Origin of the sequence: Agrobacterium sp. 719_389 (assembly GCF_900188475.1) — a bacterium.
GTDB lineage: Bacteria > Pseudomonadota > Alphaproteobacteria > Rhizobiales > Rhizobiaceae > Agrobacterium > Agrobacterium radiobacter.
In genome coordinates, this window is the sequence record NZ_FYEM01000011.1 from 17,919 (window position 1) to 32,559 (window position 14,641).

Sequence of the window (14,641 nt, forward strand, 5' to 3'; positions counted from 1 at the left end):
CATTGAATCATTACAATATAATAATTGACATGATTTTAGTTCGCTCTCAACATGACAATCATGAAGAGCGAAAACCTGTCCATATCCGCTGGAAAAAATCCGCTTCCGGTCTCGATGGCCGCGATCAGGCAGGCTGCAGCGCGGCTTGCAGGACAGGTGGAACGCACCCCGCTGGTTTACTCGGACAATCTGTCGGAACGCTGCGGTCACCCCGTTCATCTCAAGCTGGAGACGCTGCAGCCCATCGGCGCCTTCAAACTGCGCGGCGCAATGAACGCCGTCCTTTCGCTTGATGACGGTGCGCGCAGACGCGGCCTCGTCACCGCCTCCACCGGCAATCATGGCCGCGCGGTTGCTTATGCGGCGCGCAAGCTCGAAATTCCCGCCACGATCTGCATGTCGGCACTCGTGCCGGCGAACAAGGTCGAAGCCATCCGTGCGCTCGGCGCAGATATCCGGATCATCGGCATGTCCCAGGATGACGCGCAGGAGGAAGTGGAGCGCCTGACCGCAAGCAACGGCCTGACTGCGATCCCGCCTTTTGATGATCCAGACGTCGTGGCAGGCCAAGGGACGATCGGCATCGAGATTATCGAGGATATGTCCGATCTGTCCGCCGTACTCATCCCTCTTTCAGGCGGAGGCCTTGCGGGCGGCATTGCCGTTGCTGTCAAGGCGCTGAAACCGCAGGCCCGGGTCATCGGCATCTCCATGGAGCGGGGCGCAGCCATGCACGCCTCGGTCACGGCCGGCCGGCCGATCTCTGTCAAGGAAGAAGAAACCCTGGCGGATTCGCTTGGCGGCGGGATTGGTCTGGCGAACCGCGTGACCTTCGCGCTGTGCCGCGAACTGCTCGATGACATCGTGCTGGTCTCGGAGGACGAAATCGCGGCCGGCATTTGCCACGCCGCGCAGAAAGAAGGTTTGACGGTGGAGGGCGCGGCGGCCGTTGGTTTCGCAGCGATCCTCTCCGGCAAGATCGACATCACCGGCCCGACCGCCATCATCGTTTCGGGCGGGAACATCGATCCGGCGATTCACAAGAGGATCATCGACGGGGGAGCCGCATGAGCCACGTTACCATCCTGACGGAAAAAGACCTGCGCGCCATCGTCAAGCTGGACCTTTCCGCAGTCGATTGCGTGGAGCGAGCCTTTGCGGCTCTCGCCACGGGGACTGTCGCCATGCCGCCGATCCTGCGCCTCGATATTCCTGAGTTTCGCGGCGAGGTGGATGTCAAGACGGCTTATGTGCCGGGCTTTGACGGTTTCGCCATCAAGGTCAGCCCCGGTTTCTTCGATAATCCGAAGCTTGGTCTGCCAAGCCTGAACGGCCTGATGATCCTCTTCAGCGCGAAAACCGGGCTGGTGCAGGCCCTTCTCCTCGACAATGGCTATCTCACCGATGTGCGCACCGCAGCAGCAGGCGCAGTCGCGGCACGACATCTCGCCCGCAAAGATGCTTCCGTCGCCGCCCTCTTCGGAGCCGGCATGCAGGCGCGTCTGCAACTCGAGGCCCTGATGCTGGTGCACCCGATCCGGTCGGCGCGAATCTGGGCGCGCGACCATGACAAGGCTGGGAGACTTTCGGGCGATTTGGCCCGGGAATACGGCATTGAGGTGACCGCCGTGGCCGATCCGCAGACAGCCATTCGCGGCGCCGATATCATCGTGACCACCACACCGGCCGAAAAGCCGATCCTTCTTGCCGACTGGCTGGAAGAAGGCCAGCATCTGACCGCCATGGGGTCGGACGCCGAACACAAGAACGAGATCGATCCGACCGTATTCGGCAGGGCGCGATACGTCGCGGACCGGCTCTCGCAAACCCGTATTCTCGGTGAGTTGCATCACGCCATCGCCGCCGGGCGCGCCGCGTCGGATCAGCACTTCGCCGAACTTGGGGACGTCATTGCCGGCAGGCTGCCGGGTCGTGTTTCGACCAAAGACATCACCTTTGCCGATCTCACGGGCACCGGGGTGCAGGACACCGCCATCGCCAATCTCGCCTTTGCACGCGCAAAGGAGGCCAAGAGCGGCCAAATCATCGAAAACGCCATAAAAATGGGAGACGCAGCGTGAGCGTAACGCTGAATTTTACGCGCGAGGAATATGCCGCGCGCCTGTCTAAAACCCGCAATGCCATGGACAAAGCCGGGATCGATCTTCTCATTGTGACCGACCCGTCCAACATGCATTGGCTGACCGGTTATGACGGATGGTCCTTCTACGTGCATCAATGCGTGCTGGTGCCGCCGGATGGCGAGCCGATCTGGTACGGACGCAAGCAGGACGCCAATGGCGCCAGGCGCACGGCGTATCTCGCCCATGACAACATCATCGGTTACCCGGACCACTACGTTCAATCCACAGAACGGCACCCGATGGACCTGCTGTCCGAGATCATCCAGGAGAGGGGATGGTCCGGCCTCACGGTCGGCGTCGAGATGGACAATTATTATTTCTCGGCCGCCGCCTTTGCATCGCTGCAGAAACATCTGCCGAACGCCCGTTTCAGGGATGCCGCCGGTCTCGTAAACTGGCAGCGCGCGGTCAAAAGCCCGACCGAACTCGATTATATGCGCAAGGCAGGCAAGATCGTCGAACTGATGCACAAACGTATCGTCGATGTGGTTGAACCGGGCATGCGCAAATGCGACCTCGTGGCCGAAATATACGATGCCGGCATTCGTGGCACCGCTGAGTTCGGTGGAGACTATCCCGCCATCGTTCCCCTCCTTCCCTCGGGCGCAGACGCATCCGCACCGCATCTGACATGGGACGACAAGCCGATGCGCTTGGGAGAAGGCACCTTCTTCGAAATCGCCGGCGCTTACCGGCGTTACCACTGCCCGCTATCGCGCACCGTCTTTCTCGGCAAGCCGACGCAGGCGTTTCTCGATGCGGAGAAGGCAACGCTTGAGGGCATGGAGGCCGGTCTTTCCGCAGCGAAGCCGGGCAACACCTGCGAAGACATCGCCAATGCGTTTTTCGCCGTGCTGAAAAAATACGGGATCATCAAGGACAACCGCACCGGTTATCCGATCGGCCTTTCCTATCCGCCCGATTGGGGCGAGCGCACCATGAGCCTGCGGCCGGGCGACCGGACCGAGCTGAAGCCCGGCATGACGTTCCATTTCATGACCGGCCTCTGGCTGGAAGACATGGGACTCGAAATCACCGAAAGCATCGCGATCACCGAAACCGGGGTCGAATGCCTCTCCAATGTGCCGCGGCAACTCTTCGTGAAAGGCTGAGACGATGTTGAAGACCGCGCTACGTCCCTCGCCGATCACGCCCACCGTCGATTTTGACGCGCAGGGCGTGCAGCACGGTCATCTGCGACTGCCATACAGCCGCGATGACAGCGCCTGGGGTTCGGTGATGATCCCGATCTGCGTCATCGCCAATGGCGAGGGGCCGACGGCGCTTTTGACCGGAGCCAATCATGGCGACGAATATGAGGGGCCGGCCGCCCTGTTCGAACTCGCCCATAAACTCGATCCGGAAGAGGTAAGCGGCCGCATCATCATCGTGCCGGCACTCAACTATCCCGCCTTTCGCGCGGGAACGCGCACCTCGCCGATCGACCGGGGAAACCTGAACCGCAGCTTTCCCGGCCGCCCTGACGGCACGGTGACGGAGAAGATTGCCGATTATGTCACCCGCCATCTGATACCGCTTGCGGATATCGTTCTCGATTTTCATTCCGGCGGCAGGACGCTTGATTTCCTGCCCTATGCCGCAGCTCACGAATTATCCGACAAGACGCAGGAGGCCCGGTGTTTTGAAGCGGTGGCGGCTTTTGCCGCGCCCTATTCGATGAAGATGCTGGAGATTGACGCCGTCGGCATGCTCGACACGACAGTTGAGGAACTTGGCAAGGTCTTTGTCACCACCGAGCTCGGCGGCGCGGGGACGGCGAGCGCGAAATCGATCGACATCGCCCGCAAAGGCATTGTCAATCTGCTCTGCCATGCCGGCATCCTCGCCGGCGCACCGGTGGCGACGCCAAGCCGCTGGCTGGACATGCCCTCCAGCGATTGTTTCACCTTTGCCGAAGACGACGGGCTCGTCGCCTTTGTCCGCGATCTGGGAGACGCGGTCATGGCAGGTGAAACGGTCGCCCTGGTTTATCCCGTTGGAAAAACCGGTCTTGCGCCGGTTGATTACCGCGCTTCCATCAATGGCGTGCTTGCCGCCCGTCACGTTCCCGGCCTCATCAAGGCCGGAGACTGCCTTTCCGTCATCGCCACGGTCACGGAGAATACCTAACCAGAAGAACCATCGTGAGATCCGAAAACGGACCACGCAACCCAACCAGAGGAGTAAGAACATGCGTATGACCAGAATTGCCGGGCTTTCCGCCCTCGCTCTCACCATTGGCGTGACGTCGGCCAGCGCCTTGACCGTCGAAGACGTCAAGAGCCAGGGCTATATCCGCGCCGCAACGGCCAATGAAGTACCCTATTCCTACATGCAGCCCGACGGCACCTCCGCCGGCATCGGCCCGGATGTGGCGAATGCTGTCCTGAAATCGATGGGCATCGAAGAGGTCAACTGGACGGTGACGCCATTCGGCACGCTGATCCCCGGCCTGAAGGCGCGTCGCTTCGATTTTGCCGCCGCCGAACAGAACATCTCGCCCGAGCGCTGCAAGCAGGTTGCCTTCACCGAACCGAACTCGTCCTATGGCGAAGGCCTGCTGGTGAAGAAAGGAAATCCGAAAAAGCTTACCACCTACGCCGATATCGCCAAGGACCCCTCATTGAAGGTCGCCGTTGTTTCCGGCGCAAACAACGTCGATTTCCTGCGCGCAGTCGGCGTCAAGGAAGAGCAGATCGTGTTCATCCCTGCCAATGCCGACGCCATTCCCACCGTACAGAGCCGCGCCGACGCCTATGCCGCGACGGAGCTCACGGTTTCGGAACTCGCCAAGGGCCAGGCCAATGTCGAGCAGGTCAAGCCCTTCGTCGATCCCGTTGTGAAGGATACGCCGGTGCGCAATTACGGCGGCTTTGCCTTCCGGCCGGAAGACAAGGAGTTGCGTGACGCCTTCAACGCGGCGCTCGTCGAATTCCGCAAGACGGAGGACTACAAGAAAATCCTCGCCAAATACGGCCTCTCCGAACAGAGTATCGCTGCAGCGGCCGAAAAGAAGGTCGCCGATCTCTGCGCCGGCAAATAATGCCAGCCGGCGCCCGGGGCATATCCGGGCGCCGTTCATCAAGAACTCGGGAAAACTCCAGATGGACATGACCGCTTACCTGCCGATGTTGTGGCAAGGCGCCGTCGTCACCATGACGATCACGCTGGCAGCCCTTGTCGTCGGAACGGCTCTCGCCTTCTTTTTTGGCATTCTGCGCATCGAGGGAGGACCGATCCTGTCGGCCATCGCGCTCTGTTACACGGAAGTGTTTCGCGGCACCTCGCTGCTGGTGCAGCTTTTCTGGTTCTATTACGCCCTGCCGCTGGTTGGGCTGAGTTTTGATCCGATCACCACGGGTGTGCTGGTGCTTGCCGCCCACGCCGGCGGTTATGGCGCGGAAATCGTTCGCGGCGCGCTGTCTTCAGTCTCAGTGCAGCAACTGGAGGCAGCAAGAGCGCTGAATTTTACACGCCTGCAGACGCTCTTTCGCATCTCGCTGCCGCAGGCCGTTGTTGAGATGATGCCGGCATTCGGCAATCTGGCGATCGAGACGCTGAAGCTATCCTCGCTCGTGTCACTGATCTCCATTGCCGACCTCACCTTCGCGGCGCAGTCGATCCGCAACCTGACGCTGGATAGCGCCAGCATCTATTCGATTACGCTGCTTTGCTATTTCGCGATGTCCCTGATCCTCATGGTCGTCATCCGGGTGATCGAGCACTTCGTGCGGCGCGGCAACGTCTTCCCGCGCGCCCGCCATTCATAAGGATATCCTGTCATGATGTATGGTTACGAATGGGACACGACCACCTGGCTCACCTACACGACCTCGATCCTGCCCATCATCCTGATTGGCCTGACGGTAACGCTGAAGGCCGCCGCCGCAGGCTTCGCGATCGCGCTGGTTCTGGGGCTTGTCTTTGCGCTGCTGCGCCGCAGCCGCATCAAGATGATCTCCTGGCCCACCGCGCTGATTGTCGAGTTCCTTCGCGATACGCCGCTTCTGGTGCAGCTCTTCTTCCTTTATTACGTGCTTCCGGATTTCGGCATCGTTCTGCCCGCTTTTCTGACCGGCGCGTTAGCACTTGGCCTGCAATATGCCGCCTATACTTCCGAGGTCTATCGCGGCGGCATAGAGGCGGTGCACCACGGCCAGTGGGAAGCGGCAACGGCGCTGAACCTGACGCCTATGCAAACCTATCGCGACATCATCATTCCCCAGGCGATCCCGCGCATCGTTCCGGCGATGGGCAACTATCTTGTCGCCATGATCAAGGAAACGCCGGTGCTTTCCGTCGTCACCGTTCTCGAGATGATGGGGCTTGCCAATATGATCGGCGAACGCACCTTCGAATATCTGGTGCCGCTGACGCTTGTCGGCCTGATCTTCCTCCTTCTGACAATAATCTGCTCGGCAGGCCTCAGCCGCCTGCAAAGGGCGCTTCCAAAAGCAGGAATACCCTTGCGATGACAAACAACACCAATCAGCCACTGATCGAATTTTCCGATGTCACGAAGCGCTTCGGCATTCTGACGGTACTCGACCAGTTCAATTTCAACGTGGCAAAAGGCGAAAAAGTCACCCTCATCGGTCCGTCCGGCTCCGGCAAGTCGACGGTTCTGCGTATTCTCATGACGCTGGAACCATTCCAGGAGGGAAAGCTGACCCTTGCCGACATGTCCTACCATGAGCAGGGAGGCAAAGGCCCTTTCAAGGCCTCGGAAAAGCACCTGCGGCAGATCCGCAACCATGTCGGCATGGTTTTCCAGAGCTTCAATCTCTTTCCGCATATGACTGTGCTCCGCAACATCGTGGAGGCGCCGGTTCGGGTGCTGGGCATCGGCCGCGCGGAGGCGGAAGCGCGCGCAATTGACTTGCTGAAGATGGTCGGGCTGGCGGACAAGAAGGACCATTATCCGGTGCAGCTTTCCGGTGGGCAACAGCAGCGTGTCGCCATTGCCCGCTCGCTCGCCATGCGTCCGCGTGTCCTGCTTTTCGATGAGCCGACCTCGGCGCTGGATCCGCAACTGGTGGGGGAAGTCCTGTCCGTCATCCGCGATCTGGCCCATGAGCATGATCTGACGATGCTTCTCGTCACCCACGAAATGCGCTTTGCCCGGGAAGTATCGGACCGCGTCTGTTTCTTTGACAAAGGCCGTATCTGCGAACAGGGAAAACCGGACGAGATTTTCGGTCAGCCGAAAGAAGACCGTACACGCGAATTTCTCGCTTCCGTCTTGCGGTGAATTTTGGTTGCCCCTCCCTCATGCAATCAATCCGCAGAGGTGGACAGAACCTTTCCGTCCCTGCCCTGCACAATATCATACGACGGAACCGGTAGAGCATCGGGTGCAGGCAGAGGCGGGATTATCAACCACGCGCCGGGATAGTCGTTGCGAAGACGCCGGGAATTATAACGAATATTGGTTCCGGCGGCATGGTGAAGCGTTCCGAGCGTTGCATCTTTTGACAGGACACCTCTGCTGATTTCGTGGAGTTTTTGGTTGCCATCAAGGGCAAGCGTTACTTCCGAAAGATCGAAACTGTCGATGTGAACGGTCTGCTCCTGCGGCGTGTCGAGAACCCATCTGTCTGAATCGACGAAGCCGTCGGTGTAGACATTACCGGTGGAGGCGCGCAGGGACGTGCCTTTCGGCAGGCTGATACCGTCAACGACATTGCCATCGGCGAGAATGCATTTGCTGAAGGCGGAGATGCCGCCATCGGACAAGAGATCGAACTCAACCGGCTGCGTCGCGTCGCAGCGCCAGCCGCTCTGGGTGGTCACTCCATTGCCGGTTATGCGCATGTTGCCAGGGGTAAAGCCGATCGTTTCGTAATTCTCATTGGTCTTTATCGCGATATAACGGGCGATCTCGATGGCATCGATATCAGCGATCCGCACCGGATGCGGAAACACGGCCCGGTTGAAGGCCTGCCTGTTATCGGCAATGGCCAGTTCGAGTTTCGTACCCTTGGGCATATCGATCCCGCCAAGGCGCGCCGGCTGCGAGAGTTCCGGCCGATAGCTTGCCGCTCTTTCCCTGTCGTAAGCACTCATCTGCAGATAAAAATCACCGAACCGAAAGAGCGTGAAAAGCGCAACGGCGGTCACCAGCCCGTAAGGCAGGATCATCGGGCGCTTCCAGCGGCCGCTCACGTATCGGACGAACAGCAACAACGTCCAGACGACCCACACAAGGGTCGTGACGAGAAAGAAGGCAAGGAGAAGCAGCGCTTCGACGGAGGGCAATGCGACAGGGATCATGCAAACCAATGGTCCTGGGCGGATCGTTTTGATCCTGAAGAGACATCAGTGCTTTAGCCCACAAGCGGCTGTCATTTCAACTCGGTGATGGCGGACGGACATAGCGGTGGTTGTCCGGGCGACGGATGGCGGCCGCCCGGACAACGCGCTTATGGGGTATCAGCCGCCAAGGACGAAACGGGAGAATGCCAGGGCATTGCGGGCGTCCTCGTCCATTTTCGCGACATCGGCGCCGCCGCTGAGATCGCGCCACACCTTGATGTCAGAGCCGATCGTACCGCCGGTCTTGACGAAGGGCTCCATGACAACGGCACCGGTGTAATTGATATCGCGAAGGGCCAGACCAATTTCGTGCCAGGGCATCCTGCCCTTGCCCGGTACGCGGCGATTGCTCTCACCGGTGTGGAAATGACCGAGAAGCGGGCCGGCCGTGCGGATGGCTTCGCCAAAACTGTCTTCCTCGATATTCATGTGGAAAGTATCCAGCATGACCTTCACATTGTTCTTGCCGACATCCTTGACGAAGGCGACGCCTTCGGCCGCCGTGTTGAGCACGTGATTTTCAAAGCGGTTGAGGACTTCGATGCAAAGGTTGATGCCGAGATCATTGGCGAAATCGGCAATGCCATTGATGCCCTCGACGCCGCGCGCATAATCACCTGCCTTGTCGACCGGCTGCGAATAGTCGATCGGCCAATAGGCATGCAATGCGCCGCCGATCGTGTGGATATCGAGCTTGGCGACATTGGCGAGCGTCTGCTCAAAAAACGCCTTGCCGGCTGCGCGCACGGAAGCGTCCTCGGACGACAGGTTTTTGGTTTTCGAAGGGCCGATGCCGGCGGTGAGGATGATGCCGTTATCCTTCGCGCTCTGCCTGATCACGGCGAGCTCGGCGTCGCTATATTCATTGATGTGGTGTGCGGCGACTTCGATGATATCGAAACCGAGCTTGGCGACCTTCTCGATATAGGGGCCGAACTTGGCGCTCCATTCATGTTCCCAGTAAGAATAATAGATGCCGTGTTTCATGGGGATTTCTTTCGCTTTCTGTTTCGCTGAATTTGAGTTTGGGCGGGACAGCGGTTCAGCCGGCTTCAGGAAGTCGGCTTGCTTCCCGGATTTCCGATATGAAGATCCGGCTCCGTGCTCGCGGAAATGATGAACCGGCCGTTCGGAAGGTCGTTCTCTTCAACCTTGCGATTGATCTCGTCTTCACCGAGGCCAAAACTGCGCCAACGCTCTCTCAGCCGTGCACGCAGTTCGTCCTCATCGACATCGACAAAGACAGTCAGGTCAAAAATCTGCTTGAGACGATCCCAGGGCGACTGGCTGGCAAGGAGATAATTGCCCTCACAGACGATGATATCGACGGATTGCGGGATGAGACGGCCGCCTGCGCGGGCAATTTCAATCGCGCGATCAAAGACTGGGACAGCGACGACATCGTCCTCATTCGCCTTCAGTCGCTCAAGCATGTGGCGCAAGCCGTGAGCATCGAAGGTATCGATTGCGCCCTTGAAGGGACGGCGCTTCATCTCTTCCAGCACGGCATCGTCATAATGAAAGCCATCCATCGGAAAGAGCGCTGCAGACACGCTTTCACCTGCGTTCAAGACGTCAACCACATGCTCGGCAATGGTCGACTTTCCCGATCCGGGCGCACCGGCGATCGCAATCATCACACGCCGCCCATTGGCGCCGGCAAGACGCTTGAGGGTCAGGCCCGCAATTTCACGGGCGTTATCGTCAATAGTGTTCAAGGTGCTCGCCTCGATAATGGGTACTGTCAGAAAATCCGGTACTGGTCCGCCTTGTCGCGCAGGAATGCCAGGCCCTTGTCGAGAACCTCGTCAGCGCTGGGCGCAACCGGCCGCCAGGTCGAAATCGCGCCCGCCATGTCCTTCGGCATCGCGACAAAACTTTCGAGCGTCAGCACGCCCTTGAAACCGATGGCGGCGAGTGCGGAAAACACTTCGTCCCAGGCAACGTTGCCAAACCCGGGCGTGCCGCGGTCGCTTTCCGACATATGCATGTATTTCAGGTGGTTGCGGGCGGTGATGATGCCGTTTGCGATGCCCTTTTCCTCCATGTTCATGTGGAAGGTATCGAGATGGATAAAGACGTTGTCCGCACCGATGCGCTCCACCAGCGCCACCGCCTGCTCGGCGGAATTGAGCAGATGATTTTCGTAGCGGTTCACGGTCTCGATGCCGAATTGCAGGCCGAGCGTTTTTGCGTGGCCGGCAGCCCGCGAAAGCGCCCTTGTCAGGTTGTCATATTCACCCGGTGTCGGAGGAAATCCGGTTCGCTCATTGGTGCCGCCATAGGTGACCCCCGTCAGCGCCTCCGCCCCCATTTCTGCGGCTTTGTCGAGCGCGGCGTTCAGATGGTCGATAGCCGCGTCGGGACGCACCGACGCCCAGGCGGGCTCCGGCAGCACCAGCGAACAGACGGCGCGCAGACGGTACTTCTCCAGCAGGGCGCGCGTGTATTTTGCATCGACGGAGGGAATATCGATGAGCGGAATCTCGATGAAATCCTGACCGTAATCCGCGGCAGCGGCGATGGACCGTCTGGCGTTTTCGTGGTCCCATTTCAGAGACCACATCATTGCGTGAACACCGAAGCCTTTCACGTCATACCTTCTTTCTGAGAGATGCGAAGTAGCTTGAAAACAGGCCGCGCGCCGCCATGACGACAATCATCAGCACACCCCAGAGCGCCGTTGCCAGATGCTGGTTGGCGCCGAGAAGATTGAGGCCCGACGACAGGAGCTGCAGAACGATGAGCGCGACGAAGACCGGCAGCACCCGACCGAAACCGCCGAACGGATTGATGCCGCCGAGGAATGCAGCCAGCACCGTGATCAGCAGATAGGATTCCCCGTGGCCGACACGGACGGAATTGAAACGGGCAAGCATGATGATGCCGGCAACCGCACACATCAGACCCGAGAGCGTATAAACGAGAACCTGGATCTTGCGCGTATTGAGGCCGGAATAACGCGCGGCTTCGATGTTCGAGCCAATCATCAACAGGCCGAAACCAAGCTTGGTGCGCGTCAGCAGCACATGCCAGAGCCCGACGCAGACGATGAAAATCAGAAGCGGGACCGGCAGACCGAGAAGGGTGCCGTGACCGAGCGGCGCCATATAGGCGGGGAAACCCGAGACATCCCCACCACGGGTGAGAAACTCACCCAGTCCACGCAGAAAGATCATCATCGACAGCGTCACAAGGATCGGATGGGCGCGGGTGTAGGCGATCGCCGCTCCTGTCATCGCGCCGGCAGCGCCGCCGGTTGCGAGTGCGGCAAGGCAGGCGAACAGGAAGGCGCTCGGCGGCGCATCCACGCCGCCATGGGCCTGCAATACCCAGGCTGCGGCAAGACCTGACAGGTTGGCGGCGAAGGTGACGGAAAGATTGATACCGCCCGTCAGAAGCGGCAGCAGCATCGCAAGTGTGAGAAGGCCGAGCTCCGGCAACTGGAAGGCGACCGAACCGAATGTCGCGAGCGAGAGAAAGTTATCGGCGAAGGTTCCGAAGATGAGCATGACAGCGATGAAAGCAATCACCGGCCCGGCCATGTCGGCACCGAAAATCGCGTTGAATTTCCGAACGAGACTGCTCATTGCTGGGCGCTCCCCTTTTTCGTGGATGTGCGAAGCGCACTCGGCAGAAGCTTGTCGAACCGGGTGGAAGAGAGCGTAATGGCGATGAGAATGATGGCCCCGACGATCATCTTGAAGGCAAAGGGGGAAACGCCCATCAGGTTGAGGCCGTTCTGGGTGATCGACACCATCAGCACGCCGAGCACGCAGCCGATGACCGACCCCTTGCCGCCGCCAAGCCGCGCGCCGCCGAGCACGGTGGCTGCAAGAACATCCAGCTCGCGGCCATAAAGCGCGTTCGGCACCACCTCCTGCGCATAATGCGCCTGCATGAGCCCAGCAATGCCCGCCATCAGGCCGAGCCAGCCGAAAGAAATGTAATGCATCGCGCCGATATTGATGCCGAAGCGGCGAGCGCCTTCCGGGTTGTCGCCGAAAGCATAGAGTTTGCGCCCGACGGTGGTGCGGGAAATCATGAACCAGGTGGCGACACAGCAGAGGATCATGACGACAACGGGCAGCGTCAACTCCACCCAGGAACCGTCAGACATCTCACGCTCATAAAATACCACCCGCGTCGACAGCCACTCCGGCAGGTCGTAGATCGACACGCCCTTGGTGAAGAACATCAGCAGCCCGAAGAAGATGTTGAAGGTGGAGATGGTCGCAACGATGGAAATGATGTTGAGCCGCCAGACGAGGAAGGCATTGACGAAGCCGAGACTAAGGCCAACCGCGCCGGCGATGATGAAACCTTCCGCCCAGTTGCCGCCGCCGAGCGCATTGAGCGCCAGCACCGTCACATACTGGACGACGGAGGCCGCGACCGCGAAGGAGATGTCGATGCCGCCTGAAATCAGCACCACGAGCAGGCCAACCGCGAAGATGATATTGACCGCCGAGACATTCAGCACGTCGAATGCATTGGAAATGGTGAGAAAGCGGTCTGTCGCAAAGGACAGTCCCGTGCAGAGCAGCACCATGACCACAAGCAGGGTGAATTCGGTCGTATGTCCGAGGATGAGCCTACGCATAGATGGCGGACTCCAGTTCGGTAAGCGACAGGCGTCGCGGATCATAGGTGGCGTGGAACCGGCCTTCGACCATGTGGATGACCCTGTCTGTATTGAAATAAACTTCCGGCGCTTCGTCGGAGATCACGATGATCGAGAGACCTTCTGCGGCGAGCTTGCGGACGATTTCGAAGATGCCGGCGCGGGCGCCGACATCGACCCCCACGGTCGGCGCATCGAGGATGAGGATTTTCGGCCCGATCGCCAGCCACTTGGCAATCGCCACACGCTGCTGATTACCGCCAGATAGCGTGCGGATCGGATCTTCCGGCAGGCCGATCTTGACGCCGAGAGCCGAAATCCAGCGGGAAACGACATCCGCCTTTTTTGACGGCGAGATCAGGCCGCCGCTCAGCAAGCGGTCGAGCGAGGCCATGACGAGATTGTCGGCGATGGACTGCGGCTGGTTCAGACCAAGCGAAAGCCGGTCCTCGGAAAGATAAGCGACGCCCGCCCGGATCGCATCGCGGTTGGAATGGAAATCCACCTTCTTTCCATCGATGAGGACTTCACCCGATTGCGCCCGATGCATGCCGAACAGCGTCAAAGCCAGTTCCGTGCGGCCGGCTCCCAAAAGACCGGTTATGCCGAGCGTTTCTCCGCGCCGCAGATCGAACGAAACATCTTCGAATTCGCCGGCCCGGCTCAACCCGCGCACCGAGAGAACAACGGGTTTGTCATCGTGGTCAGCGGCGATGACGGCGCTGTCGAAATTGCGGCCGGTCATCAGCTCGGTCACCCGCGACTGGGTCATGCCTTCAACGGGAAAGACACCGACGAGCGATCCATCCCGCAGCACCGTGATGCGGTCTGAAATCTCCAGCACTTCCGCAAGGCGATGCGAGACGAAGACGACCGCGACACCCGAGGCCGACAGGTTGCGGACGATGTCGATCAGATAATCGGTTTCGGACTGCGTGAGCGACGCGGTCGGTTCATCCATGAAAACGAGCCGCGCTTCCCCGACCAGTGCGCGGGCAATCGCCACGATCTGACGCTGGGCGATGGGCAATTCCTTGAGCGGCTTATCAAGATCGATCTCGACGCCGAGCCGGCCCAGCGCCTTTTCGGCCGCCTGTTCGATGGCGCGTTTGTCGACCAGCCCGTATTTTCCATTCACCGCGTACTGGAAGCCGATATTCTCAGCCACCGTCATTTCATCGAACAGCGCCAGATCCTGCCAGATAACCTGGATGCCAAGCGATTGCGCAAGCGTCGGGGTCATCGCCGCTATCGGCTTGCCGTCGAAATAAAGTTCGGCGTCGCTTTCGGGCGTATAAACGCCTGTTATGACCTTGATCAACGTGCTTTTGCCACAGCCGTTTTCGCCGGCAAGGCAATGCACTTCCCCCGGATTGACCTCGAAAGAAACACCCTTCAGCGCGCGCACACCGCCGAAGGTGACTTTGACATTTTTAAGAGACAGGAGCGGTTCTGCGCTCATGATAACGTAAATCTCCTTCCGCCGCGAAAGCATTGCAGACGTGGCGCTCGGCATGTTTTTCCAGATGAGGCGTCGCGCGCGTATCGCACCCGCGCG

At 59.6% G+C, this 14,641-nt stretch carries 15 protein-coding genes; 8 read left to right on the plus strand and 7 right to left on the minus strand.

Annotated features, from left to right (window positions below; all coding sequences use genetic code 11):
- Positions 1-51: 51 nt before the first annotated feature.
- The 8 genes from eutB to ehuA all read left to right on the plus strand — a co-directional run bounded on the left by eutB (position 52) and on the right by ehuA (position 7,395).
- Complete coding sequence (gene eutB / locus CFB10_RS19265; RefSeq protein ID WP_020009911.1) at positions 52-1,071, plus strand: hydroxyectoine utilization dehydratase EutB; 1,020 nt, start codon at positions 52-54, stop codon at positions 1,069-1,071.
- Entirely contained in the window at positions 1,068-2,081 is a 1,014-nt protein-coding gene (gene eutC, locus CFB10_RS19270) for an ectoine utilization protein EutC (protein ID WP_020009910.1), read from the plus strand. The genes eutB and eutC overlap by 4 nt, the downstream gene beginning before the upstream one ends.
- A complete protein-coding gene (gene doeA, locus CFB10_RS19275) occupies positions 2,078-3,256 on the plus strand; it encodes an ectoine hydrolase DoeA (RefSeq protein WP_020009909.1) in 1,179 nt (392 codons plus the stop codon). Before eutC ends, doeA begins: the two co-directional genes overlap by 4 nt.
- 4 nt (positions 3,257-3,260) lie before the next feature.
- Positions 3,261-4,274, plus strand: a complete 1,014-nt coding sequence (gene doeB / locus CFB10_RS19280) for a N(2)-acetyl-L-2,4-diaminobutanoate deacetylase DoeB (protein ID WP_020009908.1) — start codon at positions 3,261-3,263, stop codon at positions 4,272-4,274.
- Between the two features lie 61 nt (positions 4,275-4,335).
- Positions 4,336-5,187, plus strand: coding sequence for an ectoine/hydroxyectoine ABC transporter substrate-binding protein EhuB (gene ehuB, locus CFB10_RS19285; protein WP_026363549.1), 852 nt, complete (start codon positions 4,336-4,338; stop codon positions 5,185-5,187).
- A gap of 61 nt (positions 5,188-5,248) precedes the next feature.
- Positions 5,249-5,914, plus strand: coding sequence for an ectoine/hydroxyectoine ABC transporter permease subunit EhuC (gene ehuC, locus CFB10_RS19290; RefSeq protein ID WP_020009906.1), 666 nt, complete (start codon positions 5,249-5,251; stop codon positions 5,912-5,914).
- A 12-nt stretch (positions 5,915-5,926) separates the two neighbouring features.
- Entirely contained in the window at positions 5,927-6,619 is a 693-nt protein-coding gene (gene ehuD / locus CFB10_RS19295; protein ID WP_026363548.1) for an ectoine/hydroxyectoine ABC transporter permease subunit EhuD, read from the plus strand.
- Positions 6,616-7,395 carry an ectoine/hydroxyectoine ABC transporter ATP-binding protein EhuA gene (ehuA, locus tag CFB10_RS19300; RefSeq protein ID WP_020009904.1) on the plus strand — a complete coding sequence of 260 codons (780 nt, stop codon included), beginning with the start codon at positions 6,616-6,618 and terminating at the stop codon, positions 7,393-7,395. Before ehuD ends, ehuA begins: the two co-directional genes overlap by 4 nt.
- A 26-nt stretch (positions 7,396-7,421) precedes the next feature.
- Here ehuA and CFB10_RS19305 read toward each other — a convergent pair whose 3' ends face one another.
- From CFB10_RS19305 to CFB10_RS19335, 7 genes are all read right to left on the minus strand, one after another.
- Positions 7,422-8,417, minus strand: a complete 996-nt coding sequence (locus tag CFB10_RS19305) for a hypothetical protein (protein ID WP_020009903.1) — start codon at positions 8,415-8,417, stop codon at positions 7,422-7,424.
- 159 nt (positions 8,418-8,576) lie between these two features.
- The gene (locus tag CFB10_RS19310) at positions 8,577-9,446 is read right to left on the minus strand and encodes a sugar phosphate isomerase/epimerase family protein (RefSeq protein WP_020009902.1); all 870 of its coding nucleotides are present in this window, start codon (positions 9,444-9,446) and stop codon (positions 8,577-8,579) included.
- 65 nt (positions 9,447-9,511) lie between these two features.
- Complete coding sequence (locus tag CFB10_RS19315) at positions 9,512-10,177, minus strand: nucleoside triphosphate hydrolase (RefSeq protein WP_020009901.1); 666 nt, start codon at positions 10,175-10,177, stop codon at positions 9,512-9,514.
- Positions 10,178-10,203: 26 nt separating this feature from the next.
- Positions 10,204-11,052 (minus strand): sugar phosphate isomerase/epimerase, encoded by an 849-nt coding sequence (locus tag CFB10_RS19320; RefSeq protein ID WP_026363547.1) that lies wholly within the window; start codon positions 11,050-11,052, stop codon positions 10,204-10,206.
- 1 nt (position 11,053) lies between these two features.
- Positions 11,054-12,049, minus strand: coding sequence for an ABC transporter permease (locus tag CFB10_RS19325; RefSeq protein ID WP_020009899.1), 996 nt, complete (start codon positions 12,047-12,049; stop codon positions 11,054-11,056).
- Entirely contained in the window at positions 12,046-13,062 is a 1,017-nt protein-coding gene (locus CFB10_RS19330) for an ABC transporter permease (RefSeq protein ID WP_020009898.1), read from the minus strand. Before CFB10_RS19330 ends, CFB10_RS19325 begins: the two co-directional genes overlap by 4 nt.
- Complete coding sequence (locus CFB10_RS19335) at positions 13,055-14,545, minus strand: sugar ABC transporter ATP-binding protein (protein ID WP_026363546.1); 1,491 nt, start codon at positions 14,543-14,545, stop codon at positions 13,055-13,057. The genes CFB10_RS19330 and CFB10_RS19335 overlap by 8 nt, the downstream gene beginning before the upstream one ends.
- Positions 14,546-14,641 lie beyond the last annotated feature (96 nt).